A 26613-nucleotide genomic window follows, 5' to 3' on the forward strand; every position below is an offset into this window, starting at 1 on the left:
GGGACTGGCCCGCACCGCCGCGTCGCGCTGCTTACTTGATGGAGGTCGTCCGCAGGTACTGCAGCGAGCCGTTCGCCATGGGGACGAAGCCGTCGACGTTCGACGCCGCGGCCGTGTAGGTGTAGCTGGTGAACAGCCAGATCCACGCCGCGTTGTCCTCGAGGTTCTCCGACACCTGCGCGTAGATCTCCTTGCGCTTCTCCGGGTCGGCCGTCTGACGTCCTTCAGCGAACAGGGCGTCGAGCTCGGGCGAGGAGTAGCCGGCGACCTTGTTCAGGTTTCCGGTGCTGGTGAAGTATCGGCCGTACATGCCGTCGGGATCGGGGCGCCCGCCGTTCAGGGCGACGGCGGCGTCGAAGTCGGCGGCGATCCAGCGGTCGACGAACGCGCCCGACTCGAGCACCTCGAGCTCGAGCGTGATCTTGGCGTCGGCGAGCTGCGCCTTGAGGTTCTGCGCCTCGTTGACCGACGTCGCGTACTCGCCCTGCGAGACGATGGCCTTGATGGTCACGCCGTCGGACTTGCCCGCCTTGTCGAGGTAGTCGGCTGCCTTGTCGAGATCGCGCTCAGGGCACGGACGGGCGTCGGGATCGGACTTGTACGCGGGCGACGTGATCGGGCCGGTGACCTCGCCTTCACCGAGAGCTGCGGTGTCGAGCACCTCCTGACGGTCGATCGCGCACTGGATCGCGAGACGCACGTTCACGTCGGCGAGGTCGCCGTGCGTGGCGTTGAGCTGGAGCGCGTGGTAGCTCAGCTGCGGGGTCGTCGCCACCGTCACGTTGGCGCCCTCGGCGGTCTGCGCGACGAGCGGGTCGTCGAACACGGCGAGCTGGACGTTGCCGGACTGCATGGCCGAGACGATCGAGGACTCGTCCGGGATCACCCGGAACTCGACCGTGTCCAGGAGGGCGGCGTCTCCCCAGTAGTCGTCGTTCTTCGCAAGGGTGAGCGACTGGCTGGGCGTGCGGTCTTCCATCACGAACGGGCCGGTGCCGTTCGGCGTGGTGTTGAGCCCTTCCTCGGTGTCGTCCGACGAGAGCATGGCCATGTTGATCACGGCCAGGTTCGCGGGCAGCGCGGCATCCGGAGTCTTCAGCGTGACCGTGACGGTCTTCTCGTCGGTCGCCTCGACGCCGGCTACGGATGCGAGCGAGCTGCGTGCGACCGCGGCGGTCGCCTCCGCGGCGATCGCGTCGAGCGAGTACTTCACGTCTTCGGAGCCGAAGGTGCTGCCGTCGGCGAAGGTGACACCGTCACGGAGGTGGAAGGTCACGGTGAGTCCGTCCTCAGACACATCCCACGACTCGGCGAGACCGGGGACGACGTTGAGGTCCTCGTCGAACTCGGTGAGGGTGCCGTAGATGTTCTGCAGGACGTTCACCGCCTGGAACTGCGTGGCCTTCCAGGGGAACAGGGTGTCGGGGTCGCTGGTGACGCCTATGACGATGTCGCCGCCGGCGGCTGCGCCCTCCGACGGCGCGGGCTTCGACGGCGCCGAACAACTGGTGATGACGAGGGCCAGGGCGACCCCTGTCGCTGTGAGGGCGCCGAACGACGCCCGCCGTGCTGTGCTCATTGCTGATTCCTCCAGGCTTGGGGATGCATCGCTTCGGCGTCGGGTCGGCACATCGCCGTTGTCGCCCCGCGAACATCATCGGTCTTGGTGTGCACCAAAAGTACACCAAGTTCGCTTCTCATGTAACAAAAATTCCTCTACTGTGTGATCAGCGATCGGAGACTGCCCATGCCCTACGAAGCCGCCCGCGACGACGCCGGCGCCCACCCCGTGCTTGTCCGCATGCGCGCGATCCGCCCGGAGCTCCGCCCGAGCGAGCAGCGCATCGCCGACCTGTTCCTCGCCGATCCGGCCACCACCGCCGGCTACTCGGTGGCCGAGCTCGCGCAGCGATGCGGCACCTCGACGACCTCGGTCGTCCGCTTCTGCAAGCGGCTGGGGTACGACCACGTGCGCGAGCTTCGCAACCACGTCCTCCGCGACGTCGAGCGCGAGACGTTCGACACTGCGGCGCTGCCCGACGTCTCGGGGGACATCGATCGCAACGACACCCTGTCGGACATCGTCGCCAAGGTCTCGCTCGCCGAGACGCTGTCACTCGCCGACACGGCGAAGGTCCTCGACACCGAGGCTCTGAGGGCATCCGTCGACGCCATCACCGCCGCGAACCGCGTCGACATCTTCGGCGTGGGCGCGAGCTCGATCGTGGGCCTCGACCTGCAGCGCAAGCTGACCCGGATCGGCAGGACCGCGCTCGAGTGGTCGGATCACCATGCGGCGTGGACCTCGGCTGCGACCCTCCAGCCGGGGAACGTGGCTATCGCGGTGTCGCACAGCGGCGCGACCACCGACACGATCGAGTTCCTCATGCTGGCACGGCGCGCCGGCGCCACGACCATCGCGATCACGAACCACGCCGGCGCTCCGCTCGCCGGCCAGGCGGACATCGTGCTCACCACGGCAGCCAGGGAGACCGGGTTCCGGTCCGGCGCCCTGGGCAGCCGCATCGCCCAGCTGATGGTCGTCGACTGCATCTTCATCGGCGTCGCGCAGTCGAACTACGACCGATCGATGGAGGCACTGCGCGACACTTTCGCCGCCGTGCACCACGTGCGAGCCTCGGGCGCGTGAGCAGCTCGCGCCGTCACGCCCTCACCGGCCTGTTCGCGGCGTTCGCGAGCCTGGGCGTCACCGCGTCGTTCGTCCCGGCGGTCCTGCCCGCCGCGGAACGGAGCATCGGCGCTGACCTGAGCCCGGCCGTCCCCGCTCTGTTCGCAGGACTGCTCGTCGGCGTCCTGCTCTCCGGCCCGCTGATGCTCCGGCGCCCCGCTCGCACGACTCTGATCGTCGGCAGCGCACTGCAGGCGGCCGCGCTCGTGGCCGGAGCATGCGCCGACACCACTCTGCTCTTCATCGTCGCGGCGACCACCGCCGGCATGGGTTTCGGCCTCGTGGAGGCCGCAGGCTCCGTGGCTGCGAAGGGCGCCGTGGTCGGCAGTGCCACCGGGGTGCTGAGCGCGCTCACCGGGACGGTGGCCGTGAGCGCGGCGGTGACTCCCCTCGCGGTGGCGGCGGGTGCCGGCGCCATGCCCGCGCTGAGCGCACTCGCTGCGGTGCCGCTCGCGACGATCGTGATCCTCGCCACCGGCCGAGCCGCCCGCCGGGATGCCGCCCCTCCCGCCCGCCGCGACCTCGGGAGTCTCGCGATGCTGGCACCGTTCGCCGTGGCACTGCCCCTCTATGTGGGGGTCGAGACCGTCCTCTCCGGCTGGTCGGCCGTGATCCCCGAGCGCACGCTGTCTCTCTCCCCCTCGGCCGCGGCACTCGGCACGACGGCGTTCTGGACGCTGATGGCGCTCGGTCGGTTCGGCGCCGCGGGGCTCCGAAGACGAGGAGTGCCGCCCGTCGCGATCCTCGCCGTCGGAACGGCGGCAGCCGCTGTGCTGATCGCCTCCGCAGGGCTCCTGTTAGAGGCGGCTCCGATCGGAGCCCTCGTCGCACTCGCGGCAGCGGTCGCCCTGCTTGCGCCGAGCTACGGCCTGATCGTCGGGCTCGCGCTCGATCGCCTGGACGCCGCACGGAGCGCCGCCGTCACCGGCGCGCTGGTCGCCTGCGGGGCCCTCGGCGGCACCTTCGTGCCCGCACTGGTGCTGCTGATCGGCCGCGATCCCGCGTCGAGCACGACCTTGCTCGTGTCGGCAGGGCTGTGCGCCGCGGTGCCGCTTCTGGCCGTGCTCGCGGTGCGCGGGTCGCTCGGGGTCAGCGCAGAACGAACGCCGCGGCGCCGATGAGGGGCCCCTCGTCGCCGAGGCCGGAGCGCACGACGCGAGTCCGCCGCGAGTACTCGTGTGCGGCGCTCGCAGTGAGAGCCTGCTGCACGAGGTCGATGTAGTCGGCGGACACCTGCGAGAAGCCTCCGCCGATCGCGACCATGTCGAGGTCGACGAGCGTCGCTGCATCCGCCAGCGCCTCGCCGACGGCCCGTGCGGACCGCTCGATCGCGGCACGGGCGATCGCGTCTCCTGCGGCCGAGTCGCGCGCCAGGTCCTCGCCGGTCGCTCCCGACCAGCCCTGCTGCTGCGCCCAGGCGGCACTGGCCGGCCCCGAGGCGATCTCCTCGAGTGTGAGCCCGCCCTCTCGACGCACCTGACCGAGATGGCCTGCGTTGCCCGAGGCGCCGGGGATGTACGCGCCGTTCACCACGAAGCCGCCGCCGACGCCGGTCGACACGACGATCGCGAGCGAGGAGCGGGCGTCCTTCGTGGCGCCGAGCCAGGACTCGGCGAGCGCGAGCGCACCGCCGTCGTGGCCGAACACCGTGGGCAGCCCACGCCCGAGAATCCCGGAGGCGGTCGCGCGCACCGCACCCGCGAGACCGTAGCCGCGGGCTGCAGGCATGTTCACCGGGAGGATCTGGCCGACGTTACGGTCGATCGGCCCGGCACTGCCGATGCCGGCGCCGACGAGCTCTGCGGCGTCGGGGAGACGGGAGAGGGCGTGGGCGATCACCGTCGCGATCGCATCGTCGAGCGACGCGGGGGTGGCATCCCGGCCCGTCGCCCGACGGCTGCGGCTTCCCCGCACGAGGGTGCCGTCGTCGGCCACGAGCGCGGCCTCCATCTTGGTGCCGCCGACATCGACGGCGAGGGCGAAGCGATTCACTGCGGGTCGAGCCCGAGGTCGTCGAGATCGAAGGCCGCGCGCCACTCGAGACCCTCGGCCTCGATCGCGGCCTGCGCTCCGGTCTTGCGGTCGACGATCACGGCGACGGCGACGATCTCTGCGCCCTCCTTGCGCAGGGCCTCCACCGCCTTGAGCGCGGACTGGCCGGTGGTCGAGGTGTCCTCGAGCACGACGACGCGCTTGCCCTTGACGTCGGCGCCCTCGATCTGGCGGCCGCGGCCGTGGTCCTTGGGCTCCTTGCGCACGACGAAGGCGTCGAGCGGGGCGCCTGATGCGACGGAGGCGTGCAGCACCGAGTTCGCGATCGGGTCGGCGCCGAGCGTGAGGCCGCCGACGGCGACGACGTCGAGGTCGGCGATCAGGTCGAGCATGATGCGGCCGATCGCGGGAGCTGCCCGGTGGTCGAGCGTCAGCTTGCGCATGTCGACGTAGTAGGTCGCCTTCTTGCCGCTGGAGAGCGTGAAGTCGCCGTGGAACACCGCCTCGTCCTTGATGAGGTCGAGAAGGGACTGGCGGTCTGCGTCGAGTGCGGTCACGGAATCCAGTGTAGAAGCAGCGGATGCTGGATTCGCCGCCGGCATCCGCTTATCGTGGCCGGGAGACCGACCGAAGGAGCTTCCGTGTTCTCGTACGACCCGTACGCCGCCCTCGCCGAGTTGCGCCCCGTCGCCCCTCTCGAGCTGACCAGCCCCGACTTCGAACCGGGCGGCGCCCTGCCGCTGTCGGCCTGGTCCTCTGACCGTGGAGGGTCCGACCTGACGCCGCGGCTACGCTGGTCGGCCCCGCCGGCAGGCACGAAGAGCCTGGCGATCTCGTGCTTCGACCCGGACGCGCCGACCGGATCCGGTTTCTGGCACTGGGCGGCGTTCGACCTGCCGGCGGACCTGGTCGGCCTCGACGCGATCGACGGCTCGGTCGGCAGCCTTCCGGCGGGAGCCAAGGTCATGCCCAACGAGGCGCGACTGCAGCGCTACATCGGCGCCGCGCCTCCGGTGGGCACGGGCGTGCACCGCTATTTCTTCGTCCTGGACGCTCTCGACGTCGATGCTCTGGATCTCACGGGAGACGAGACGCCCGGCACGCTCGGCTTCCACCGGCACTTCCACACGCTCGCCCGCGGCATCCTCGTCGGCACGGCCGACCCGGCGGAACGCTGAGCCGGCGTCGCATTCTGGACAACGCCCCCCTTCTGTCGTATCATTCCATCATGCGAAATCAATTATTCGCATGATGAATACCACGGAGAGGGAGGGGACGTCGATGTCTACCCATCGCCAGACGGTCGCGATCACCTATGAAACGGCCGTCCGCGCCGTCTCCATCGCCATGGAGGTGGGTGAGGTCACAGGTGTGAAGACCGTGGTCTCGGTCGCCGACCCGTCGATGACACTGATCGCCTACGGCATGGCAGACGGTGCGACGCCGCACAGTGCCGAGACGAGCAAGCGCAAGGCCGTCACCTCCGCATCGACCCGCCGCCGCACCGGTCTCATCCCCGACGTGCTCACCACCGCACTGCCCCTGGGCACCGGCGGCGCCCTCACGACGATCGACGGGGGCGTTCCGATCTTCTTCGGCGAGACCTGCGTCGGCGGCCTCGGAGTCGCAGGCGGCAGCCCCGCCCAAGACATCGAGATCGCGCTCGAGACCCTGAAGCGCCTCGGCGCTCGAGTAGAAGGACTGGAATCATGACCTCGTATCTCTCCCGCGCCGACCTCTCGGTCGCCGAACCCATCGCCGAGTTCGCCGAGTCCGCGCTTGCGGATGCAGGTCGCGACGCCGACGCGTTCTGGGCCGGGGCGAGTGCGCTCATCCACGACCTGGTGCCCCGCAACGCGGCCCTGCTGCGCAGGCGCGACGAACTGCAGCAGCGCATCGACGACTTCCACCGTGCGCACCCAGGGGTTCCCGACAAGGACGCCTACCGCGCCCTCCTGACCGAGATCGGGTATCTCGTGCCCGAGCCGGAGCAGGTCGCCGTGACGACCGAGAACGTCGACGCCGAGCTCGCGACGATGGCGGGTCCGCAGCTCGTCGTGCCGCTGCTCAACGCCCGCTTCGCGATCAATGCTGCGAATGCCCGCTGGGGCTCGCTGTACGACGCGTTGTACGGCACCGACGCGATCAGCCAGCAGGGCGAGCTCGCCCCCGGCACGGAGTTCAACTACACCCGTGCTGCCGAGGTGGTCGCCTGGGGGCGGGAGTTCCTCGACGAGATCGCCCCCTTGGACGAGGGCTCGCACAGCGACGCGACCGCCTACCGGGTGGACGCGGACGGGCTCGTCGTCGACACGGCGGGCGGCGAGCACCGCCTGCGCGATGCCTCGGGGTTCGTCGGCTTCGCAGGCGAGACGGATGCTCCCACCGCCGTACTGCTGGTCCACAACGGCCTGCACGCTGAGATCGTGATCGACCGCTCCGGCCGGATCGGCACGACGGATGCCGCGGGCGTCCAGGACATCATCCTCGAGTCCGCCGTCACCGCGATCCTCGACCTCGAGGACTCGGTCGCCGCGGTCGACGGTGACGACAAGGCCCTCGGCTACCGCAACTGGCGGGGCTTCATGGACGGCACCCTCAGCGAGACCGTCACAAAAGGCGGCCGCACGTTCACGCGCACCCTCGCCGCCGACCGCACGTACAACCGGGCCGACGGTTCGGAGGTCACGCTCCCGGGGCGCGCCCTCCTCTTCGTCCGCAACGTCGGCCACCTCATGCGCACCGACGCCGTGCTCGACCGCGACGGCGAGCCGATCTTCGAGGGCATCCTCGACGCGATCATGACTGCTCTCGGCACGCTCCCCGAGCTCGAGGGTCCGAACGCCGGGCGCAACTCGCGCACCGGCTCGATGTACATCGTCAAGCCCAAGATGCACGGCCCCGAGGAGGTCGCGTTCGCGGCCGAGCTGTTCGACCGCGTCGAGCAGCTGCTGGGACTGCCCGGCCGCACCATGAAGGTCGGGATCATGGACGAGGAGCGCCGCACCTCGGCGAACCTCGCCGCCGCGATCGCCGCGGCATCCGATCGGGTCGTGTTCATCAACACGGGCTTCCTCGATCGCACCGGAGACGAGATCCACACCTCGCTGCACGCGGGACCCTTCCTGCCGAAGGCCGCGATCAAGCAGCAGCCGTTCATGAAGGCGTACGAAGACCGCAACGTCGCGATCGGCGTCGCCTGCGGGCTCGACGGGCACGCCCAGATCGGCAAGGGCATGTGGGCCGAACCCGACCTCATGCACGACATGCTGCAGAAGAAGATCGCGCACCCCCAGTCGGGAGCATCCACCGCCTGGGTGCCCTCGCCGACCGCCGCGACCCTGCACGCCCTGCACTACCACCAGGTCGACCCGTTCGCGGTGCGCGCGACGCTCGCGCCTGTGGGCGACAGCGCGCTCGACGCCCTGCTCGTGCCGCCGCTGGCGGGTGAGGGAGATCTCACGCCCGAGATCGTCGCGGAGGAGATCGACAACAACGCACAGTCGATCCTCGGGTACGTCGTGCGCTGGATCGACCAGGGCATCGGCGTCTCGAAGGTGCCCGACATCAACGGCGTCGGCCTCATGGAGGATCGCGCGACGCTGCGCATCTCGAGCCAGCTGCTCGCCAACTGGCTGCAGCACGGCGTCATCACGCTCGACCAGGTCGATGAGAGTCTGCGTCGTCTCGCCGTGGTCGTCGACGAACAGAACGCGGGCGACCCGAACTACGAGCCACTGGCCTTCGCCGAGGGCGAAGAACCGGGCATCGCCTTCACCGCCGCCCGTCGCCTGATCGTCGAGGGGGCGGCGCAGCCCAGCGGCTACACCGAGCCGCTGCTGCACGGGCTTCGGCGGGAGAAGAAGGCCGAGCAGGCTGCTCGGGTCTGAGCCGCGGCAGCACCTCCTACGGTTGGCCGGGGCTGGGTCACGCTTCAGCAGGGTTGCCGCGCGGCAGGTCGCCGTTGGCGCGACCAGACAGCTGCGCCGCTCACACTTCGGCAGGGTTGCGGCGCGGCAGGTCGCCATTTGTGTGACCAGACCCCGGCATCCGCTGTCCGACCTCGCAACTAGGCTGTTCTCATGCGCTTGGCCACCTGGAACGTCAACTCCATCCGCACCCGCGTCACCCGCACCGTCGAGTTCGCCGTTCGTGAAGACGTCGACGTGCTGGCGATGCAGGAGATCAAGTGCAAGCCCGAGCAGTTCCCGTATGGGCCGTTCGAAGAGGCCGGGTACCACGTCGAGGTGCACGGCCTGAACCAGTGGAACGGCGTCGCGATCGCGAGCCGGCTGCCGATCACCGATGTGCAGACCTCGTTCGCGGGCATGCCCGGTTTCGCGAAGGGCCATGAGGGGCCGGATGCTCCGCTCGAAGCCCGTGCGCTCGGTGTGATGGTCGACGGCGTGCGGGTGTGGAGCCTGTACGTGCCCAACGGCCGCTCGCTCGACGACCCGCACCTCGCCTACAAGCTGCACTGGCTCGAAGAGCTGAAGAAGTCCACGGCCGCCGAGCTCTCTGCGAACCCCGAGCTTCCGCTCGCGCTGGTCGGCGACTTCAACATCATCCCGTTCGACGACGACAACGGCGACCCCGACATCGTCGTCGGCCGCTCGACGCACGTATCGCCGCAGGAGCGCGCCGCGTTCTTCGCGCTGGCGGATGCCGGTGTCAGCGACGTCGTGCGCCCGCTGCTCCCCGAGGGGTACACCTACTGGGACTACCAGCGTCTGAAGTTCCCCCGCAACGAGGGAATTCGCATCGACTTCGTCCTGGGCTCGAAGGCCCTGGCGGATGCGGTGACGGGTGCCTCGATCCACCGGAACGAGCGCAAGGGCGAGCAGCCCAGCGACCACGTGCCGGTTGTCGTCGACCTCGACTTCGGCAGCTCCGAAGAAGACGACGACCTGCCGATGATCTTCTCCTGATCTGCCCCTCACCGGTCGTTGAGCGAGGAGCGAAGCGACGAGACGAAACGCAGTGACCCTCCCATGACTCTCCGCCTGATCGCGACCGACCTCGATGGAACGCTCCTCGACTCCACCGGCACGGTGACTTCGCGCACGCGCCGGGCGCTCGATGCAGCCAGAGCTCGCGGCATCCACGTCGTGCCCGTGACCGCCCGCCAGCCGATCGGCCTGCGCGCGATCGCCGCCGAGGCGGGCTTCGACGGCTGGGCGCTGTGCGGCAACGGCGCGTACGCGACGAATCTCGTTGACGGGCGGATGCTGTTCGCCGAAGAGTTGCCGCCCGAGACGATCCGCACGCTGGCCCAGGCGCTGCGCGCCAGCATCCCGGGCCTGCTCTTCGCGAGCGTGCGCGAGGGCGGAGAGACCTTCGTCGCCGAGGACGGGTACGCCGAGATCGCCGACTATTCCGACCACAAGCGCCACCCGCAGACCATGGGCGGAGTGCCGCTCGATCAGGTGCTGGCGGCGCCGACTCTCAAGCTCGTGATCCGGCATCCCGAGCTCTCGCCCGGTGTCCTCTTCGAGGCCCTGCGCGATCTCGGCCTGGTCGGCTTCGAGGCCACGCTGTCTGGCGCCCCGTTCGTCGAGGTGATGGCCGAGGGCGTGACCAAGGCCACCGGCCTCGCCCGGCTCTGCGAGCACCTCGACGTCTCGCAGTCCGACGTCGTCGCCTTCGGCGATGCGCTCAACGACGTCGAGATGCTCCGATGGGCAGGCCACGGGGTCGCGATGGCCGAAGCCGAAGACGTCGTGCGCGACGCGGCTGACGAGGTCGCCGCCTCGAACGACGACGATGGCGTGGCGCGCGTCATCGAGCGGATGCTGGGCTGAGCCCTACTCGAACTCCAGGTCGGTCTGGTCGACCGGCCTGTTGATCACCGGCTTCGAATCCTCGCGAAAGACCTCGAACTCGTCAAGATGGCCGTCGACGACGTGCAAGAGGAGGTGGACCCGCACACCGTCTCGATCTAGATAACTCGCCTCGACGGGTATCCGTCGAGGCACGTCAGCGCGAGCGGCCCCTCGCGTCGAGAGCCGGAGACTGCCGTCGGCGTCGATATCCGCGACTGTGACGCTCCGGAGCTGGTCGTGGAGTTCGGCGTTCCCCGGGAAGTCCCTCGCGACGAAGCGCAGGAGCAAGCGCGACTCTTCTTCGCGTATACCGCGGAAGCCTTTGGGCGGGGAGTTCCGGCCCAAACCCTTAGGGAACCAGCGCATTGAACACCCCTAACGCATCAGTTGCGACTGGCGAATAGAGCCCCGTCTCGGCGATCTGTTTCGTCCCGGATCTGGCGAACTTCATCGTCATTTGCCTGCCTCCATAGTTCGGGCGGTTGCCGGTCCGCCTCACGCGAAAGCGTTGAGTTCGATGACAAGGAAAGCCGCCGACACAGCCCGAGATCTGCTGGGAGCTGGCGGAGGCGACGCTCATCTGCCGAAGAGTCCAATCGCCGTCACGATGCAGCCAAACACGATGAAGAGGATGCCGACGATGAAGATGTGACGAGGTGCAGACTCTGGTCGGATGGCGTCGTCAGCGAGCGGAGCCCCGTAGAAGAACTCCAAACCTGCATGGAAGATGCCGGGAACGGTGCGTCGGAGAAGTATCAACACCACGCCCAGGACGACGATGATCGGACCGATGATGATGTCAGGGAACACGTACGATCACCACCGAGCAGGGCGATTCGCGTTCATCGACTGATATACCTGGCGCTCATTCGCTCTCCCATCGTTCGATTCATCATCTACGGAATCGGATGCTGACAGATCCGTGGGCGAGACGGCACTGAGAGATCGAAGGACTCCGCCGCCGCGTACTTCAGCCCTGAGTGTCGCTGCTCACAGGACCGCTGTTCTCCCGAGGCATCAGGCCTTCGTCACCCGACGGCGCAGCAAGACCCCGCCGCACAGAGCGAGGAAGAGTCCAGCGATCAGGATGCCACCCGGCAGCTCGGCACCGGTGCTCGCGAGACCGGTGGCTGCGGCACCGCGCACGGGCGGAGTGGTCGCGGATCCGCTACCGGTGCCTGCACCCGTCGCCGCGGTGACCTGCAGGGCGACACTCGCCTCGATGGCCGACTGCGCGCCGACGGCGACGAGAGTGTGCGAACCCGCCGGTGCCGTTGCCGGGATGCGGAGGGAGCCGCTCAGACGTCCATCACTGTCGGCGACGAGGGAGCCGAGGGCGATCGGGTCGGAGTGCAGTTCGAACGCGACCGTCTCACCGGGTGCGAAGTTCTTTCCGGTCACGGCGATCTCCCCTCCGGCGCTCACCGAACCGGCGGCGACAGAGATGCGGGGCTTCGGAGCAGCGCAGTCGGTCGTGAGGGTCACGTCGATGCCTGCCAGAACCTGCCCTTCGTTCATTTCGATCGGCTCAGCATCTTCAAGCGAACCTGCACCACCATTGAAGGTCTCGCAGTACCCGTCTGCTTCCACACCGATCTTGTACGAGCCGGCTGGCAGCGGGCCTCCGACAGATGCAGGGGCGGGCATCCCATAGCCGAATCGGTACTCTCCATCGGCCATGGCCACCGCCGCGACACGCCATTCACCGCCGCTGAACAGGTAAGCCGTGACCTCGGCGCCCTCAGCGGGGAGTTCTCCCGTCGCCGTGACCGATCCTTGAATGTCGCCGCCGATCGAGAGCTCGAAATCTATGCCCAACACGTCAGAATCACCCCCGAGCGCGACCGCGGTTGCTTCGGATGCGGTCTTCGCGTCGAGGTAGTACTGCCGCGCGTAGATGGGGTCGTACTCGTTGCCCCAGGCGAGCAGTTGGTATGTGCCGGGCGGAAGTGTCAGCTCGTACTCCCCGGCGTCGTCGACGTAACCCATTCCGACGATAAGCCCGTCGGCCCAGGCTTCGACGAGTCCCTCTGTGACGGGTTCACCGCCCGAGGACACCGACCCGCGAATCGCGGTGTACCCGTTGAGAGCGAGTTCAGCATCGACTCCCTCGAGATGCTGCCCGGGGGCGACGACGACGGGCGTCGCATCGGACTCGAGTGAAGCATCGTTCCAATACTCGGACACGACGCTGGCCCCGTCGGCCTCGAAGTGCAGAATGTAGCTTCCGGCGCTTACCTGGGCCTGGTATCCACCATCCGATTCGATGGGCACGATCGCCACCGGTCCGTGTGCGCCCGAAACCGTCACTGTTCCGGTAAGCGCTGAACCATCGGCGCGGCTCACGTGCCCGCTGATCGTTGCCGACTCCGCGAGCTCGGCGTCGATGCCGGCGGTCGTCTGACCCGGCGTGACGGAGACCAGGGTCGAGTCGAGAGCGTGGACTGCATCCTCCCAGTACTCGCCCGCAAGCGTGCTTCCCATCGGCGCACTGTACTGGACCACGTAATCGCCAGGACGCAACCCGTCGATCAGAAAGGTTCCATCAGGGCCGGTCCACCTCATCCCGCCAGAGCCCAGATTGCCTGCCTTCATCACATTCACCGGCGCCCCCGCGATCGGCGAACCATCGTCCGCACGGGTCACCCTCCCGGAGACAGCGCCTCCGACTTCCAAGGCGGCGTCGATGTCTGCGACCGTCTCGCCGCCGGACAACGTCAGCTTCTTTGCCGCGAACCAGTCCGGGGCGTCATCCCAGAACTCGGAGAGCAGACCGCCGCCTGCGGCGTCGGGTGCGAATCTCACTGTGTATTCGCCCGCCGGCAACCCCACCACGCTGTAGGCGCCGGTCGCATCCGTGTACCCGTTGTAGGAGAACCCGCCGGCGGTGGGCGTGACGAACACGCCCACGTTCTCGACCGGCGCTCCGCCGTCTTCCCGTGTGACCTGCCCCGTGATCGTCGCGGTGGGCGCGTCTTCGGCTGCGGCCGACACCGCTCCCGTCAGAGCCAGGGCCGCAGAGGCCGCTCCGGCGAGCAGCATCTTCAGCAGCGCGCTCTTCTTGGTCCGTCGTGACAGCATGGCCGGGTCCCCCTCAGGACTCGTGGCGCCGGAGCGCAGATCAGCAATCCACCCGCCGACCGTGCGGCAACGTGCTGTCCGAATCTATTGGGAAATACACAGGAAGGGAATAGTCGATCCTCGGGAAATATTCCGCACGATCGACTGGAGGCCGTCCCGCCCTACATCGTCCCGGTGCGCACCTCACCAGACACCGGCGCGTACCGCAGCAGCAGTGTGCCGCCGTCACCTGATTCAGCCTGCAGCAGCCTCATGCTCGCCGGAGCCGCTCCGTCGGGAAAGACCTTGCGGCCCTGACCGAGCACCACCGGGTACACCCACAGCTGCAACTCGTCGTAGAGCTGCTCGGCGAGCAGAGTCTGCACGAAGTCGACGCTGCCGATCACGTGCACATCCTGGTGCTTCTCGCGCAGCTCGGCGATCTCTGATGCCAGGTCGTCGCCGACGCGCGAACTGCCCTGCCAGCCGAGCTCGATCCCGGCATCCCTCGACGCGACGTACTTCGGCACCCGATCGAACAGCTGCCCGATGAACCCCTCAGGCCCGGTGGTGTGCTGCGGCCAGTACCCGGCGAAGATGTCGTAGGTTCGGCGACCGAGCAGCAGGGCGTCGAGGGTGTCCATACCCGCGGTCACGCTGCGCATGACCGCCTCGCTCGGATAGCCCGCCTGCCAGCCGCCGTACGGGAAGCCGCCGCTGGTGTCCTCCTCAGGCCCGCCGGGGGCCTGCGCGACGCCGTCGAGAGTGGTGAACAGGTCGATGATGATGCGTCCGGTCATGATGCTGTCTCCTTCGTGAGTTCGGCGAGCGGTGCGATGTGAAAACTGCGGGCGAAGGAGTCGAGCCACGAGACATCGCCGCGCACCACTGCGAGAACGTCCTGCTCGACGGCTTCGGCAGGGGTGAGCTCCCCCGCGATCAGACGGCGGATGCCTGGGCCGGCCACGATGACGGCATCCGCTTCTCCTTCGGGGAGCCGGCCGCCGACCGGCGGCGCCGGTGGAGCCAGCTGCGCCACCGATAGCGAGCCTGCGCGCACCGAGGCGCGCAGCGCCACGTCACCTACGTGCAGCTCGTACTCGGCGTCCGCGGCGGCATCCGCCTGGAACGCCGTCCGCAGCGCCATCGTCAGGGAATCGGGCGTGACGACATCGCCCTCGTCGGGGTCGCCCATCGTCTGGAAACCCCACCGACCGAGAGCGAGGATGATCGGCTCGAGCGCACGACCGTAGTCGGTGAGCTCGTAGACGAGTCCGCAGTTGTGCAGCGGGACCCGTCGGACGACCCCGCCCTCCTGCAGCTCTTTGAGCCGTGTCGAGAGGATGTTGGTCGGAATGCGCGGCAGGCCCAGCTTCAGGTCGGTGTAGCGGCGGGGGCCGACGAGCAGATCGCGCACGATGAGCATCGCCCACCGCTCCCCGACCAGCTCGACGGCTGTGGTCACCCCGCAGTACTGGCCGTAACTGCGCGCGGCCACCTCAGGCCGATTCGGCGACGTGCTCGGGGCCGTTCTCCGCAGCCTCGGGGGTCATGTAGAGGAAGCCGAGCGAGTTGCCGTCGGGGTCGTCGATGTCGCGCGAGTACATGAAGCCGTAGTCCTGCGCGGGCTTGGGCTCGCTGCCGCCCGCGGCGAGTGCCTTCTCGACGATCGCGTCGACGTCTTCACGAGAGTCCTGCGTGAACGACACCGAGACCTGCACGACCTGGTTCGGGTCGGCGATCGGCTTGTCGGTGAAGGTCGCGAAGAACTCCGGCTTCAGCACCATGAAGTAGATGTCGTCGCTCCACACGACGCACGCGGCGTTCTCGTCGGTGAACAGCGGATTGATCTCGCATCCGATGGCCGTGTAGAACGCCTTGCTGCGCTCGAGGTCGGAGGTGGGCAGGTTGACGAAGACCTTGGTCATGATGACTCCCTTGTCGAAGGCCCGCGGGTTGCGGCGCCCATTGAAGTCATGCTTGCAAAAAACAAGTACTGCCGTCAAGGGGTTGTTGCGCGTTCGGGAGGAGACCTCGCGCTCGGGAGGAGGCTCGACGCGGATTCCTCCGCCCGAAGGCGAGAACTCCTCCCGAGAGAGCGGCGAGTGCGCTACTTCGCGAGCGCCGCCGCCACCGCCTCCTCGACCCGGGCGTCCTCACGCGCCTGCCGCGTAGCGGCTCTTGCGCGCAGCATCCGCGGCACGAAGACGATCGCCGCGACCACGAGGAGGATCAGCGCGAGCAACAGCCACGGCACAGCCCACCCCGTGCCGCTCGCGACGACGGGAGCAAGCGAGGCCGTCGTGCCCGCGGCGTCCGTGGACGCCGGGATCACGGTCGCGGTCGCCGTCAAGAGGACGAGAGCGGCGAATCCGGGCACCGTGACCTTCTGCGTCCAGGTCTCGCCGGGGAGCAGTTCGGGAGCATCGCCGACGTCGGCGGCATCGGTCGCCAGCAGGCCGAAGGGCCCCGCCAGGGTGACTCCGGCGACCGAGCCGATCGTCGTGTTGCCGGTGTTCTTGAGCGTGAAGGCGACGTCGACATCGCCTGAGAACGGATTGAGGCCGCCGCCCCAGTCGACGCTCACGTCGTCGACCGCGAGCGCGGGAGCGAGCTCTCCGTCGACGCGCACGCCCATGCGGATGCCGAGACGCCGATCGACCGTGACACCCTCGGCGTTCTGGTCGGCGGTCGCGAGAGAGGTCACGATTCCCGCGCCGTAGTCGCCGGGCGTGGCGTTCGCCGGAACCGCGATCGTGAACGGCACCATGGCCGACGCCCCCGGGGCGACGGAGACCACTCCCCCGCCGTCGACAGTGACCCAGGTGCCGAGCTTCGCCGACTTCTCGCCTGCGGGCAGCAGATCAAACCCGCCGTCCTCGGTCGTGAAGCCGTCGGCCGCGTACACGCCCAGGTCGAGCGGTTCGGCACCCCGGTTCGTCACGACGATGCCGTCGGTGATCGTCTCGCCGGGGCTGAGCGTGTACTCGTAGCCCGCGCGATCGGCGCCGAAGCTGTTCGATTCGGTGCGGACCGTCCAGGTGACGTCGTCGACCGCGGCATTCGCCGCGGGCGCGGCGAACAGGGCGGCCAGCGCGAGAAGAGCCGCAGTGACGCCCGCACGGCGGGCGAGGGAGGGGATGTTCATGAGTGTTCGTCTCTCGGGAGCTGGAAGCGGATGCCGTGAGGCGAGCGTGCCCGCCTCACGGCATCCGGATGCGTCCGCCGGTCTCAGCCGGCGAGCGCGGTGAGGGTCAGGGTCGCGCGGTACGCGCCCTTCTCCGTCGTGTTCGGGAATGTCAGCTCGAGCCCTGCGCCGACCTTGGATGCGCCGAGTTCGTGCCCGTTCCACGCGCCGGCGAGGGCGCGCGACTCCGACAGACCGGTTCCGCTGGTGTAGCCCGAGGCGATCGGGGCGCCGGCGATCGTGCCCGCACCCTCCTCCTTCACAGACGGGGTCCAGCCGAGGTACTTGCCCGAGAGGACCTTGGCGCCATCGGTGAAGTCGCCGACGGATGCCGAGATCGACCAGCCAGAGTGCGTCTTGCGCGTGTCGGTGACGGTGATCGGGTTGATCTCGCCCGAGGCGGTGAAGTACGTGTTGTCCTTCTCGACGGCCGTGCCGAGGTCGACGAGGCGATTGGTGCCGTCGATCGTCCAGCCGAACTCTCCGGGTGCGCTCTCGGGGACGTCGACCTGGATGTCCTGGCCGTCTCCGTGGTTCGCGTTGATCGTGACCGAGTCGACCACCGACAGCACCGGGTTGGAGCCCGAGGCCTCGCTGCGGATGTCTTCGACGATGAGCTTGTCGTCGCGGACCTTGACCTGCACGTAGGAGCGGGTCTTCTCCTGGCTCTGCACGGAGTTGTACCAGTAGCTCGACGGGTTCAGCGGGTCGGCGCCGTTTCCGGCGCCGCTCGTGCCTGACGCGTCCGGAGCGGTGATGTTGTAGTACTTCGATCCGGATGCCGAGTTGGCGGTCATGTAGACGACACCGCCGGGGCCGACGAAGATCTCGTCCTGTCCGGGCTGCTCGTCGGGGTTCGCCTTCTCGCCGTTCTTGATCTCGTAGCTGCGGGTGTAGACGTGGTCGTGGCCCTGCAGCACGAGGTCGACGCCCAGGTTCGAGAACACGGTCGGGAAGTCGACGCGGCGGACCTTGTTGTCGGCGTCCTTCGCGTGCGACGCGGCCGAGTAGATCGCGTGGTGGTAGACGAGCACGGTGTGCTTCGCCTCTGCGCCGTGCTGGTTGATCACGTCGGTCACGTAGGCCACGTGCGCCGCGTCGCCGTTCGTGCCGTCGGTGGTCTTGTAGCTGTTGCTGTTCAGGTCGATGAACAGCACGTCCTTGTAGATGAACCAGTAGTCGCCACCCGAGGTGTTCGACGCCGGGTCGCCGTTCGCGTAGTACTTCGCGCTGCGGTCGGTGTTGGGCGTGTACAGGTGCTGCTCGTAGGCCTTGCCGCCGACGTCGTGGTTTCCGATGGTCGCGACCCACGGGTACTGGCGCAGCTTGTCCGAGGCGAGGAACGCGTCCCACTGCGTCTCGGTGTTGGCCGTCTCGACCTGGTCGCCGCCGGAGACGAGCAGCTCCGCGGTCGGGTTCGCCCCCAGGGCGACGTCGAGCGTGTTCGCCCATCCGGCGCCGTCGTTCGCGACGTTGCCGGAGGCGCCGATCTGCGGGTCGCCGAAGAACAGGAAGTCGAAGTCGCCGTCGAACGACTGGGTGGAGAAGGAGTAGGCCGTCGACCAGTTGCCCTCGGATCCGACACGGTAGGTGTATGCCGTGTTCTCTTCGAGGCCGGTGAGGGTGGTGTGGCGGTTGACGCCGCCGACCGAGGTGATGTTGGCCGTTCCGGTGGCCGTGAACGTCTTCGCGGTGGCGGGGAACTCGCCGTTCACGACGGATGCCGTCGGAGCCAGCTGCACGAGCTGCTCCTCGTCGGCGGTGCTGTACCAGGTGACGATGCGCTGAGATTCGTTCGCGCCGACGCCGAGGATGATCCCGGTGTACTGCGCAGTGGACGCTGCCGTCGCGGGAGCCGCGACGAGACCGCTGAGGACCAGCGTCGCGCCGACAGCTGCGGCGGCGATCCACGCACCGGTGCGACGCGCCGGTCGCCGGTGAGCGGATGGGGTGAGGGAGGACATGGAGTATCCGTTCTCTGATCGATGGGGGATTCGCGGCCGCGTGCACGCGGTCCACTCGCTCAGACTTCGCCCGCCGTGTGGCCGGAAGGTGAATGCCGGGTGCCCGGCAGGCGATGCGTGGGCGAACGGCATCCGCACGCACAGTTCCCGCTGCCGTCAGGCGCCGAGCAGACGCTCCACGAACCAGTACAGACCCGCCGCGGTCACACCCGCCGCTACGATGCCGGCGACCCACATGCCGGTCTTCGGCGCCTTCCGTCGCAGCAGGACTAGCAGGGGGAACACGGCGAGGATGATCCCGATCTGCACCGCCTCGATGCCGAGGTTGAATACGAGCAGAGACCACAGCAGCGTCCACGACCACGGCTGGTCGATGCCGAGCGCGGCGGCGAAGCCGAGCCCGTGCACGAGGCCGAACACGAAGACGACAGCCAGCCGCAGCCAACCGGAACGGTCGAGGCCGAGCGGCCCGCTGCGCCGAGAGAGATCGTCCACGTGCTCGCGCTTGCGCCCCAGGCGCAGCAGGTACCAGGCCGCGACCACGGCGATCGAGAGAGCGATGATGGGCTCCACGACGACCGCGGGCACCGAGACCACGCCGACGGCGGCGAGGATGAACGTCACCGAGTGCGCGATCGTGAACGAGGTCGCCGCCAGCACGATCTCGCGCAGCCTCCTCGAGCCGACGATCAGCGCGAGCAGGAAGAGGATGTGATCGATGCCGGTGAGCAGGTGCTCGGCGCCGAGCGCGAAGAACGACCAGAAGCGCTCCCACCCCGTCTGCTCTGTGTCGAAGGACGGATGCTGCGCGTCGAGCGCCGCGCTGCCGTGCTGCAGGTCGAGGTCGTAGGTGACGACCGCCTTGGTGTCGCGCACGTATCCCTCGTCATCGCCGAACAGGGTGCTCGTGATCACGTGGCCGTCGTTGGTGGGCGCGCAGTCGCTCACGACGGTCAGCCGCACGTACGGCACCCCTTCGGCGAGAGTCATCTCGAGCTCGTCGTCGAGGCGGGCAGGGCAGACCTCGCCGCCGACCGCGGCGGTGAAGCCCGCCGTGACATAGGCCGCGACCGAGTCGATGTGATCCTCGAGCGCCTGCACCTGCAGCTGCGCGTCCTGCGCCTCGAACGCGTAGGTGCCGTCGTCGAACAGAGAGTCGTCGTCTTCTGCATCCGCGGCCGACACGATCAGCAGGTCGTACTCGAGCTTCAGCTCGGACACGACCGTGCCGCCCTGCGCGGTGACGTCGGCGTAGACGACCGAGGTGAAGCCGTGAGCGGCGGCGGGCGCGGCGATCGTGAGGATTCCGGCTGCGGCGACGAGGCCGATCACTGCGGCGGTGGGGCGGATGCGTCTCATCTGGCTCTCCTGCGGGTTCGCGGTCCTTCGGGCGGACCTGGAGCAGGTTGTCCCGCCGGCGTGAACGGCAGGAGACGCCCCGGGGAACAGGCGGGGAACGACGGCGCGATCGGCGCAGGCGCACGCCGTCGGTGCCGCAGAGTGGATGACATGCGTGCCCGCTCCGCCCTCGCCACCGCATCCGTGGTCGCCTTCGCGATCGCTCTCACCGGCTGCGCGTCCGCCGGCTGGGACGAACCGCGGTCGGCGCCCGCAGCCGTCGGCTCGGCGGCACCGGGGTTCGTGCCGGAGGTGCGCCCTTCACCAGAGGCAACGATCGAACCGGCGGCGGGGTCATGGGACGGTGTCAGCCCCGCGCCCGGCTACCGGGTCGTGCTGCTGACGGCGGGTGCGGATGCCGAGACGCAGACGATCGCCCGGTCGGTGCGCGACTGGGCGACGGCGACCTCCGTCGACCTCCGCACCGTCACCGCCGACGAACACGACCCGATCCCCGGGATCGTCGACGCGATGGAGCGCAATCCCGACCTCGTCATCGTCGCGGGCGAGCACCTGATCGACCCGCTCGCGATCGTGTCGGCGAACCATCTCGACCGCAGCTTCCTTGTGATCGGCGCCGAGATCGCGGAGCCGACCGAGAACGTCACGGCGGTGGACTGGACGGGGGCGTCGTTCCGCGGCGAGGGGCTGGGGTCGGCGTCCGACTACGATCCGGCGACCTTCACCCCCGAGCGCACGGGTGACGCGGTGCGGGCCGGGGTCGCGGCGGTGCTGAGCGACCTGAACGGCCTGGTGATCTGGATCGACTAGTCCGCCGCGATCGTGCGCTCGCGCAGCCCGATGAGGGCCAGACCGCCGGCGCCGAGCGTGAGGGCGGCGACGACCGCGAGGCCGACGCCGGGGACGGATGCCGTCGCCACCGCACCCGCGACGAGCGGACCCCCGGCATCCCCCAGCTCCCGCCCCAGCTCGGCGCTGCCCATCGTGCGGCCCATGCGCTCCGGAGGGGTCGAGGCGGCGAGATGCGAGAACGCCACAGGTGTTGCGGCGCCCACCCCCGCACCGACGAGAACGGCCGCCACCACGAGGGAGACAGGGTGATCGACCGCCGCGACAAGCCCGATGCCCGCCGCGATGAGCCCGAGACCGCCGACCGCACCCAGACGGACGGATATGCGACCTCGGTCGTTCGCCGCGCCGACCAACGGCTGAATGACACTGGACACGACGGCCAGCACGGTCACGATCGCCATGCTGCCGACGGTGCCGAGACCGATCTGCCGCCCGAGCAGGGGCAGGAAGCCGACAGCCACGGCGAGCGCGCCCGTGGTCGCAGCGAGCACGAGGGTCGGTACGAGGAAGCCGGGAGCGATCAGCTCGCGCCCGAGGTCGACGAGGGTGACGCGCTTTCGCGGCAGCACGGGCACCTCGGGCACGGCGAACCCCACCCAGGCCGCGGCCGCGACCCCCAGCACGGCGAGAGCCCAGAACAGCGCCGGCATCCCTCCCCAGACGACGAGGACCGCTCCGAGCAGCGGACCGAGCGCGTAGCCGAGGCTCTTCCACGATCCGTACCGGCCGAAATAGCGCCCGCGCGACGAATCGTCGACGAGGCGGGCCACGGCCGCGCTGGAGGCGGGCGAGAAAGCGGATGCGGCGGCCCCCTGCCCGAATCGGGCGATCACCAGCGCGATCATCCCCGGCGCCACCGCCCCCACCACGGAGAAGACCGAGAACGCGAGCAAACCGCCCACGATCACGGGGCGCACGCCGACGCGGTCGCTGAGCGCTCCGAACAGCGGCTTGAGCAGGACCTCGGCCAGGTCGTACAGGGCGAGGGTGAACCCGAAGGCGAGCAGGGTCCAGCCGATGTCCTCGCTCTCGGCGCCCAAAGCCGCCGCGATGCCGTGCGCGCCGAAAGCGGTCGTGAAGCCGGCGAGATAGAGCGGAGCCAGGCGGGGGCGCGGGGAGGTCACGCTCGATTCTCGCAGGGTGGGGTGTGGTCGATTCGGCACCGCCGGCGCGCGTGAGTGGCCACTTTCGCTGCTCCGCGGGGAGATCGCGGTGCATTTTCGACCACTCACGGCGGGGACGCGGGGCGGGCGAGGCGGGGAGCGCGGGCTCCGCCCATCCACCGCGAGGGGGATGCCGCAGCGTCCCCCTCCGCCCTACCGTGGAGAGCATGCCCTTCATGCGCACCCCCTCCGCTCGCGAGCACCGCGGCGATCTCGTGCTCGCCGGCGTCCTGCTCGTCGGCACGGTGCTCAGCGCTGCGCTCTCCTCGATCGCGCAGGTGTACGGCGATGAGGCCCAGGAACTGTGGACCGCCCTCGTCTACGCCGTGTTCATCGCGGTTCCTCTCGCCGTGCGTCGGCGTTGGCCGGGCATCGTCGCGATCGTCGTCTCACTCGCATACTTCGCCGCGGTCTCGCTGAAGGTGCCGGAGATCTTCGTCGGCAACATCTCGATGTTCGTCGCCCTGTACACGGTCGGCGCCTGGATGAACGACCGCCGCCGAGCCATGATCGTACGGATCGGGATCATCGTCGGCATGTTCGTGTGGCTCATCATCACGATGTACCGCGACGCCATCACCGAGGCCGACAAGGCGGATGTCGCGGCGGGCCTGTTCTCTCCCTACATCGCGTACATGCTGATCCAGCTGCTGCTGAACATCCTGTACTTCGGCGGCGCCTACTACTTCGGCGAGCGGGCCTGGGCTGCAGCCGCCGAGCGAGCCGTACTCGAGGAGCGCACCGCCGAGCTGGAGCGCGAGCGCGAGGTCACCGCGGCGCAGGCGGTCGCCCTCGATCGGGTGCGCATCGCCCGCGAGCTGCACGACGTCGTCGCCCATCACGTCTCGGTCATGGGCGTGCAGGCGGGCGCGGCGCGACTCGTGATCGAGCAGGACCCCGACGGCGCCCGCCAGCTGCTCACGGGCGTCGAGACCTCGGCGCGAGAGGCCATCCGCGAGCTGCACCAGCTTCTCGAGACCCTGCGCACCCCTGGCGGCGACGCGACCGAGACCGCGTCGACCCTCGGCCTCGACGACATCGCCGAGCTCGCCGCCTCTTCCACGGAGGCGGGCCTGCCCGCCGACTACGCCGTGATCGGAGACCCCGTCCCGGTGCCGCCCATGATCGCGGTCAACCTGTACCGCATCGCCCAGGAGTCGCTCACGAACGCGCGCCGCCACGCCGGAGCCGGCGCCACCGCCGATGTGCGGGTGCGGTACGACGACGACGGTGTCGAAGTCGAGATCGTGAACACGGGCCGCAGCATCGTGAACCTCCGTCCCGGCCTCGGCCAGCTCGGCATGCGCGAGCGGGCGACCGCGTCGGGGGGCACGCTCGAGGTGACTCCGCGGCCCAGCGGCGGACTGCGGGTGCGGGCCCGGGTTCCCCTGGAGGCACGCGCGTGATCCGGGTGCTGCTGGTCGACGACCACGCCATGCTGCGGGCCGGATTCCGCACGATCCTCGAGAGCCAGCCCGACATCACCGTCGTCGGCGAGGCGGGCACCGGAGCGGATGCCGTCGACCAGGCATCGACGCTGCTCCCCGACGTCATCACGATGGACGTGCAGATGCCCGACATGGACGGCATCGAGGCCACCCGCCGTATCGTCGCCGACCCGCGGGTATCTTCCGCCATCGCGATCGTGACGACCTTCGACCGCGACGACTACCTCTTCCAGGCGCTGGACGCAGGGGCCGCGGGATTCCTCCTCAAGAACGCCGGACCGGAAGACCTCATCACCGCGGTCCGCGCACTCGCCGCAGGCGACGGGATGCTGTCGCCCGAGGTGACGCGACGCGTGCTCGCTCGATTCGCCACGACGCCCGGGATCCGCAGCCGGACCGACCGACACGACGCACCCGCGGCGGTCGCGGCATCCGCTCCCGGTACCGCAACGCGCCCGTCGTCCACCACGCCGGTCGTGCTGGCCGAGCCCCTCACCGACCGCGAGGCCGAAGTGCTCGTGCTGCTCGCCGACGCCCGCAGCAACGCGGAGATCGCGACCGCCCTGTACATCGGCGAGGCGACCGTGAAGACGCACGTGTCGAGGATCCTGCAGAAGCTGGGCGCCCGCGACCGGGTGCAGGCCGTCGTGACGGCGCACCGGCTGGGGCTCGCCTAGACCGGCACCGGAGCGACCAGCGATAACCTCGGAGGCATGCCCGAGGCCGCACCGTTGACCCGCCCGATCACGGCCGGCGTCGTCACCGCCCTCGTCGGATTCACGAGCTCTTTCGCCGTGGTGCTCACGGGGCTGTCCGCCGTCGGCGCGACGCCCGCGCAGGCTGCGAGCGGGCTGCTCGCGGTGTGCCTCACGATGGGCGTCGCGTGCGTTGTGCTCGCCTGGCGGTATCGGATGCCGATCACCGTCGCCTGGTCCACCCCCGGGGCCGCCCTGCTCGCCGCGACCGGCGCGGTGGAGGGCGGATGGTCAGCAGCCGTCGGCGCGTTCCTCCTCACCGGCGCGCTGATCCTGCTGACCGCCCTGTGGCCCGCTCTCGGGGCCCTGATCGCGCGCATCCCGCCGTCCATCGCTCAGGCGATGCTCGCCGGGGTCCTCCTTCCGCTGTGCCTCGCACCGATCACGGGCCTCGTCGAGAACCTCTGGGGCGTCGTGCCGGTCGTACTCACCTGGCTGGTGTTCGCGCGGCTCGCGCCACGCTGGGCCGTGCCGCTCGCGTTCGTCGCGGCATCCGTCGTCGTCGCGATCTCGCTCGTGCAGACCGGATCCCCCGTCGACCCTGCCCTGCTGCTGCCACGGATCGAGCTGACGGCGCCCACGTTCTCCCTGGGCGCCGCGGTCGGCATCGCCCTGCCGCTGTTCATCGTGACCATGGCCTCGCAGAACGTGCCGGGAATCGCCATCATGCGCAGCTTCGGCTACGAGGTCCCCTGGCGGCCGGCGATGCTCGTGACCGGGCTCGGCACCGCGCTCGGCGCCACCGCGGGCGGTCACGCGATCAACCTCGCCGCCATCAGCGCCGCTCTCGCGGCCGCCCCCGATGCCGATCCGGACCCGAAGCGCCGCTGGATCGCCGGCGTCTCGACCGGTGTTTCCTATCTCGTGCTCGGCGGATTCTCAGCGGCGTTCGCCGCTCTGGTGCTGCTGGCTCCGCAGGCCGTCATCCCGGCGGTCGCCGGCCTCGCCCTGTTCGCAGCCTTCGGCTCGGCCGTGCAGCAGGCCATCGACGACCCCGGCGAGCGTCTGCCCGCGGTCGCGACCTTCCTCGTCGCGGCATCCGGAATCGCCGTGCTGGGAGTGAGCGCCGCCTTCTGGGCTCTCGTCGCCGGCCTGCTCGTGCGGGCGGTGCTGCACGCGGGGAAGCGCCCACAGGGTTAGCGTGGAACCGTGACCGCCCCCGGATTCTTCGACGCCCGGCCCCTCGTCGATCCCGTCGACAACGCCGAGGTCGCGCGGTTCGCCCGCGCGCAGCGCACGTCGCAAGCCTCGGGCGCGCAGGTCGCCATGTACATCATCCTCGGCGTCCTCCTCGCCTTCTTCGTGCTTCCGATCATCTACGTGATGGCGATGGGTCTCGGCTACGCGATCGCCCGCGGCACGGGTGCGGCTGTCGCCGCGCTCGTCGCCACCGTGTTCACGGGTGGACTCGTCACGCTCGCCGTGATCGCGGCACAGCGCGGCAGGGCGGCACGCGAACTCGCGAGCTACCGGCTCTCCGGCTTCGCCGCCGCGAACTCGATGGAGTACTTCGCCAAGCTCGACGCCCCACCGCTGCCGGGCATGATCTATTCGCACGGAACGAGCCGCATGTCGACCGACGTCGTGCGCGGTACCACCCCTCGTTTCGTCGAGTTCGGCAACTATCAGTACACGACCAGCAACGGCAAGAACTCGACCACCCACCGCTGGGGCTACGTCGCGATCAAGCTCGACGTGCCGCTGCCGCACATCGTGCTCGATGCGCTGAGCGACAACACACTGGGATCCGACGTGGCCGCGGGATTCTCCCGCGAGCAGCGGCTGTCGCTCGAGGGCGACTTCGACCGGTACTTCTCGCTGTTCTGCCCGTCGGGCTATGAGGTCGACGCGCTCTACCTGTTCGCCCCCGATGTCATGGCGCGCTTCATCGACAACCTCGCGCAGCTCAACGTCGAGATCGTCGACGACTGGATGTTCTTCTACACGCGTCGCCCGGTGTCGACGCTGGACCCCGCGACCTGGTCGTGGCTGTTCGGCGCCGTCGGCGCAATGATGACCAAGCTCGACCAGTGGGCGCGCTGGCGCGACGACCGGCTGCGAGCGATGGCGCAGCCCGTCGTCGCGACGCCTTCGGCTGCGGCATCCGCTCTGCCCTTCGCACCGCCGGCCGCGCTGCTCACCCCGCCGCCGCCGGGTGTCGCCCCGCCGGGTCAGCGCCTGCGCACCCGGAGCCCGTGGCTGATCATCACGATCCTCCTCGTCGTGGCGGGCGGGATGGCGCTGCTGCCCTTCGCCTTCGCCGTCATCGCGGTGCTCTTCGCGCGCTGATCCACCCTCAGGGGGACTCCGCGGCAATCCCCC

General features: G+C 69.3%; 25 protein-coding genes. 12 read left to right on the forward strand and 13 right to left on the reverse strand.

Going from position 1 to position 26613, the window contains the following annotated elements; genetic code table 11:
* Nucleotides 1-31 precede the first annotated feature (31 nt).
* A complete protein-coding gene (locus QFZ53_RS00340) occupies nt 32-1579 on the reverse strand; it encodes an ABC transporter substrate-binding protein (protein ID WP_307292345.1) in 1548 nt (515 codons plus the stop codon).
* Between the two features lie 168 nt (nt 1580-1747).
* Between QFZ53_RS00340 and QFZ53_RS00345 the strand changes: the two genes are divergently transcribed.
* Both QFZ53_RS00345 and QFZ53_RS00350 read left to right on the forward strand, forming a co-directional pair.
* The gene (locus QFZ53_RS00345; RefSeq protein WP_292905061.1) at nt 1748-2650 is read left to right on the forward strand and encodes a MurR/RpiR family transcriptional regulator; all 903 of its coding nucleotides are present in this window, start codon (nt 1748-1750) and stop codon (nt 2648-2650) included.
* Nucleotides 2647-3810 (forward strand): MFS transporter, encoded by a 1164-nt coding sequence (locus QFZ53_RS00350; protein WP_307292348.1) that lies wholly within the window; start codon nt 2647-2649, stop codon nt 3808-3810. Before QFZ53_RS00345 ends, QFZ53_RS00350 begins: the two co-directional genes overlap by 4 nt.
* Here QFZ53_RS00350 and QFZ53_RS00355 read toward each other — a convergent pair.
* Entirely contained in the window at nt 3779-4681 is a 903-nt protein-coding gene (locus tag QFZ53_RS00355) for an ROK family protein (protein WP_307292350.1), read from the reverse strand. The two genes, QFZ53_RS00350 and QFZ53_RS00355, sit on opposite strands and share 32 nt — an antisense overlap.
* The gene (gene pyrE, locus QFZ53_RS00360) at nt 4678-5238 is read right to left on the reverse strand and encodes an orotate phosphoribosyltransferase (RefSeq protein WP_307292352.1); all 561 of its coding nucleotides are present in this window, start codon (nt 5236-5238) and stop codon (nt 4678-4680) included. Before pyrE ends, QFZ53_RS00355 begins: the two co-directional genes overlap by 4 nt.
* An 84-nt stretch (nt 5239-5322) precedes the next feature.
* Here pyrE and QFZ53_RS00365 point away from each other — a divergent pair, with 84 nt between their 5' ends.
* The 5 genes from QFZ53_RS00365 to QFZ53_RS00385 all read left to right on the forward strand — a co-directional run bounded on the left by QFZ53_RS00365 (nt 5323) and on the right by QFZ53_RS00385 (nt 10482).
* Nucleotides 5323-5859, forward strand: coding sequence for a YbhB/YbcL family Raf kinase inhibitor-like protein (locus QFZ53_RS00365; RefSeq protein WP_307292353.1), 537 nt, complete (start codon nt 5323-5325; stop codon nt 5857-5859).
* A 103-nt stretch (nt 5860-5962) separates the two neighbouring features.
* Nucleotides 5963-6394: a GlcG/HbpS family heme-binding protein gene (locus QFZ53_RS00370; RefSeq protein WP_292905055.1), complete on the forward strand. Its 432-nt coding sequence runs from the start codon at nt 5963-5965 to the stop codon at nt 6392-6394.
* Complete coding sequence (locus QFZ53_RS00375) at nt 6391-8571, forward strand: malate synthase G (protein WP_307292357.1); 2181 nt, start codon at nt 6391-6393, stop codon at nt 8569-8571. The genes QFZ53_RS00370 and QFZ53_RS00375 overlap by 4 nt, the downstream gene beginning before the upstream one ends.
* A 192-nt stretch (nt 8572-8763) precedes the next feature.
* Nucleotides 8764-9609 carry an exodeoxyribonuclease III gene (locus tag QFZ53_RS00380; RefSeq protein WP_307292359.1) on the forward strand — a complete coding sequence of 282 codons (846 nt, stop codon included), beginning with the start codon at nt 8764-8766 and terminating at the stop codon, nt 9607-9609.
* Between the two features lie 63 nt (nt 9610-9672).
* Nucleotides 9673-10482, forward strand: coding sequence for a Cof-type HAD-IIB family hydrolase (locus QFZ53_RS00385; protein ID WP_307292361.1), 810 nt, complete (start codon nt 9673-9675; stop codon nt 10480-10482).
* A 3-nt stretch (nt 10483-10485) separates the two neighbouring features.
* Here QFZ53_RS00385 and QFZ53_RS00390 read toward each other — a convergent pair whose 3' ends face one another.
* The 9 genes from QFZ53_RS00390 to QFZ53_RS00430 all read right to left on the reverse strand — a co-directional run bounded on the left by QFZ53_RS00390 (nt 10486) and on the right by QFZ53_RS00430 (nt 20073).
* Nucleotides 10486-10869, reverse strand: a complete 384-nt coding sequence (locus QFZ53_RS00390; RefSeq protein WP_373426215.1) for a DUF6984 family protein — start codon at nt 10867-10869, stop codon at nt 10486-10488.
* A gap of 210 nt (nt 10870-11079) precedes the next feature.
* On the reverse strand, nt 11080-11313 hold the full coding sequence (locus tag QFZ53_RS00395) for a hypothetical protein (RefSeq protein WP_307292365.1): 234 nt from the start codon (nt 11311-11313) through the stop codon (nt 11080-11082).
* Between the two features lie 207 nt (nt 11314-11520).
* Nucleotides 11521-13584, reverse strand: coding sequence for a carboxypeptidase-like regulatory domain-containing protein (locus tag QFZ53_RS00400; RefSeq protein ID WP_307292367.1), 2064 nt, complete (start codon nt 13582-13584; stop codon nt 11521-11523).
* 161 nt (nt 13585-13745) lie between these two features.
* On the reverse strand, nt 13746-14363 hold the full coding sequence (locus tag QFZ53_RS00405) for a dihydrofolate reductase family protein (RefSeq protein WP_307292368.1): 618 nt from the start codon (nt 14361-14363) through the stop codon (nt 13746-13748).
* Nucleotides 14360-15061: a winged helix-turn-helix transcriptional regulator gene (locus tag QFZ53_RS00410; protein WP_307292369.1), complete on the reverse strand. Its 702-nt coding sequence runs from the start codon at nt 15059-15061 to the stop codon at nt 14360-14362. The genes QFZ53_RS00405 and QFZ53_RS00410 overlap by 4 nt, the downstream gene beginning before the upstream one ends.
* 1 nt (nt 15062) lies before the next feature.
* The gene (locus QFZ53_RS00415) at nt 15063-15491 is read right to left on the reverse strand and encodes a VOC family protein (RefSeq protein ID WP_292905031.1); all 429 of its coding nucleotides are present in this window, start codon (nt 15489-15491) and stop codon (nt 15063-15065) included.
* A 182-nt stretch (nt 15492-15673) separates the two neighbouring features.
* Complete coding sequence (locus QFZ53_RS00420; protein WP_307292373.1) at nt 15674-16711, reverse strand: DUF916 domain-containing protein; 1038 nt, start codon at nt 16709-16711, stop codon at nt 15674-15676.
* Between the two features lie 83 nt (nt 16712-16794).
* Nucleotides 16795-18714, reverse strand: coding sequence for a purple acid phosphatase family protein (locus tag QFZ53_RS00425; protein ID WP_307292377.1), 1920 nt, complete (start codon nt 18712-18714; stop codon nt 16795-16797).
* A gap of 156 nt (nt 18715-18870) precedes the next feature.
* On the reverse strand, nt 18871-20073 hold the full coding sequence (locus QFZ53_RS00430; protein WP_307292379.1) for a HupE/UreJ family protein: 1203 nt from the start codon (nt 20071-20073) through the stop codon (nt 18871-18873).
* A gap of 150 nt (nt 20074-20223) precedes the next feature.
* On the opposite strand from QFZ53_RS00430, the gene QFZ53_RS00435 reads away from it, so the two are divergent.
* Complete coding sequence (locus QFZ53_RS00435) at nt 20224-20883, forward strand: hypothetical protein (protein ID WP_307292381.1); 660 nt, start codon at nt 20224-20226, stop codon at nt 20881-20883.
* On the opposite strand, the gene QFZ53_RS00440 is transcribed toward QFZ53_RS00435, so the two are convergent.
* On the reverse strand, nt 20880-22049 hold the full coding sequence (locus QFZ53_RS00440; RefSeq protein ID WP_307292383.1) for an MFS transporter: 1170 nt from the start codon (nt 22047-22049) through the stop codon (nt 20880-20882). The genes QFZ53_RS00435 and QFZ53_RS00440 overlap by 4 nt on opposite strands.
* Before the next feature lie 206 nt (nt 22050-22255).
* Between QFZ53_RS00440 and QFZ53_RS00445 the strand changes: the two genes are divergently transcribed.
* Genes QFZ53_RS00445 through QFZ53_RS00460 form a run of 4 tightly spaced genes read left to right on the forward strand, consistent with a single transcriptional unit; the run spans nt 22256 to nt 26580 of the window.
* Complete coding sequence (locus tag QFZ53_RS00445) at nt 22256-23494, forward strand: sensor histidine kinase (RefSeq protein WP_307292386.1); 1239 nt, start codon at nt 22256-22258, stop codon at nt 23492-23494.
* Nucleotides 23491-24213 carry a response regulator gene (locus QFZ53_RS00450; protein WP_307292388.1) on the forward strand — a complete coding sequence of 241 codons (723 nt, stop codon included), beginning with the start codon at nt 23491-23493 and terminating at the stop codon, nt 24211-24213. Before QFZ53_RS00445 ends, QFZ53_RS00450 begins: the two co-directional genes overlap by 4 nt.
* A 36-nt stretch (nt 24214-24249) precedes the next feature.
* Nucleotides 24250-25431: a benzoate/H(+) symporter BenE family transporter gene (locus tag QFZ53_RS00455; protein ID WP_307292391.1), complete on the forward strand. Its 1182-nt coding sequence runs from the start codon at nt 24250-24252 to the stop codon at nt 25429-25431.
* Nucleotides 25432-25440: 9 nt separating this feature from the next.
* Nucleotides 25441-26580: a hypothetical protein gene (locus QFZ53_RS00460; protein ID WP_307292393.1), complete on the forward strand. Its 1140-nt coding sequence runs from the start codon at nt 25441-25443 to the stop codon at nt 26578-26580.
* The last annotated feature ends 33 nt before the right edge of the window (nt 26581-26613 follow it).

Source organism: Microbacterium natoriense (assembly GCF_030816295.1).
In the GTDB taxonomy this organism is placed as follows: Bacteria; Actinomycetota; Actinomycetes; order Actinomycetales; family Microbacteriaceae; genus Microbacterium; species Microbacterium natoriense_A.

What these genes read in the sequence shown, in the direction of transcription:
- QFZ53_RS00340 (WP_307292345.1), bottom strand. Translation starts at nt 1,579, where the DNA reads ATGAGCACAGCACGGCGGGCGTCGTTCGGCGCCCTCACAGCGACAGGG.
- QFZ53_RS00345 (WP_292905061.1), top strand. Translation starts at nt 1,748, where the DNA reads ATGCCCTACGAAGCCGCCCGCGACGACGCCGGCGCCCACCCCGTGCTT.
- QFZ53_RS00370 (WP_292905055.1), top strand. Translation starts at nt 5,963, where the DNA reads ATGTCTACCCATCGCCAGACGGTCGCGATCACCTATGAAACGGCCGTC.
- QFZ53_RS00375 (WP_307292357.1), top strand. Translation starts at nt 6,391, where the DNA reads ATGACCTCGTATCTCTCCCGCGCCGACCTCTCGGTCGCCGAACCCATC.
- QFZ53_RS00380 (WP_307292359.1), top strand. Translation starts at nt 8,764, where the DNA reads ATGCGCTTGGCCACCTGGAACGTCAACTCCATCCGCACCCGCGTCACC.
- QFZ53_RS00385 (WP_307292361.1), top strand. Translation starts at nt 9,673, where the DNA reads ATGACTCTCCGCCTGATCGCGACCGACCTCGATGGAACGCTCCTCGAC.
- QFZ53_RS00390 (WP_373426215.1), bottom strand. Translation starts at nt 10,869, where the DNA reads ATGCGCTGGTTCCCTAAGGGTTTGGGCCGGAACTCCCCGCCCAAAGGC.
- QFZ53_RS00400 (WP_307292367.1), bottom strand. Translation starts at nt 13,584, where the DNA reads ATGCTGTCACGACGGACCAAGAAGAGCGCGCTGCTGAAGATGCTGCTC.
- QFZ53_RS00405 (WP_307292368.1), bottom strand. Translation starts at nt 14,363, where the DNA reads ATGACCGGACGCATCATCATCGACCTGTTCACCACTCTCGACGGCGTC.
- QFZ53_RS00415 (WP_292905031.1), bottom strand. Translation starts at nt 15,491, where the DNA reads ATGACCAAGGTCTTCGTCAACCTGCCCACCTCCGACCTCGAGCGCAGC.
- QFZ53_RS00420 (WP_307292373.1), bottom strand. Translation starts at nt 16,711, where the DNA reads ATGAACATCCCCTCCCTCGCCCGCCGTGCGGGCGTCACTGCGGCTCTT.
- QFZ53_RS00425 (WP_307292377.1), bottom strand. Translation starts at nt 18,714, where the DNA reads ATGTCCTCCCTCACCCCATCCGCTCACCGGCGACCGGCGCGTCGCACC.
- QFZ53_RS00430 (WP_307292379.1), bottom strand. Translation starts at nt 20,073, where the DNA reads ATGAGACGCATCCGCCCCACCGCCGCAGTGATCGGCCTCGTCGCCGCA.
- QFZ53_RS00435 (WP_307292381.1), top strand. Translation starts at nt 20,224, where the DNA reads ATGCGTGCCCGCTCCGCCCTCGCCACCGCATCCGTGGTCGCCTTCGCG.
- QFZ53_RS00445 (WP_307292386.1), top strand. Translation starts at nt 22,256, where the DNA reads ATGCCCTTCATGCGCACCCCCTCCGCTCGCGAGCACCGCGGCGATCTC.
- QFZ53_RS00455 (WP_307292391.1), top strand. Translation starts at nt 24,250, where the DNA reads ATGCCCGAGGCCGCACCGTTGACCCGCCCGATCACGGCCGGCGTCGTC.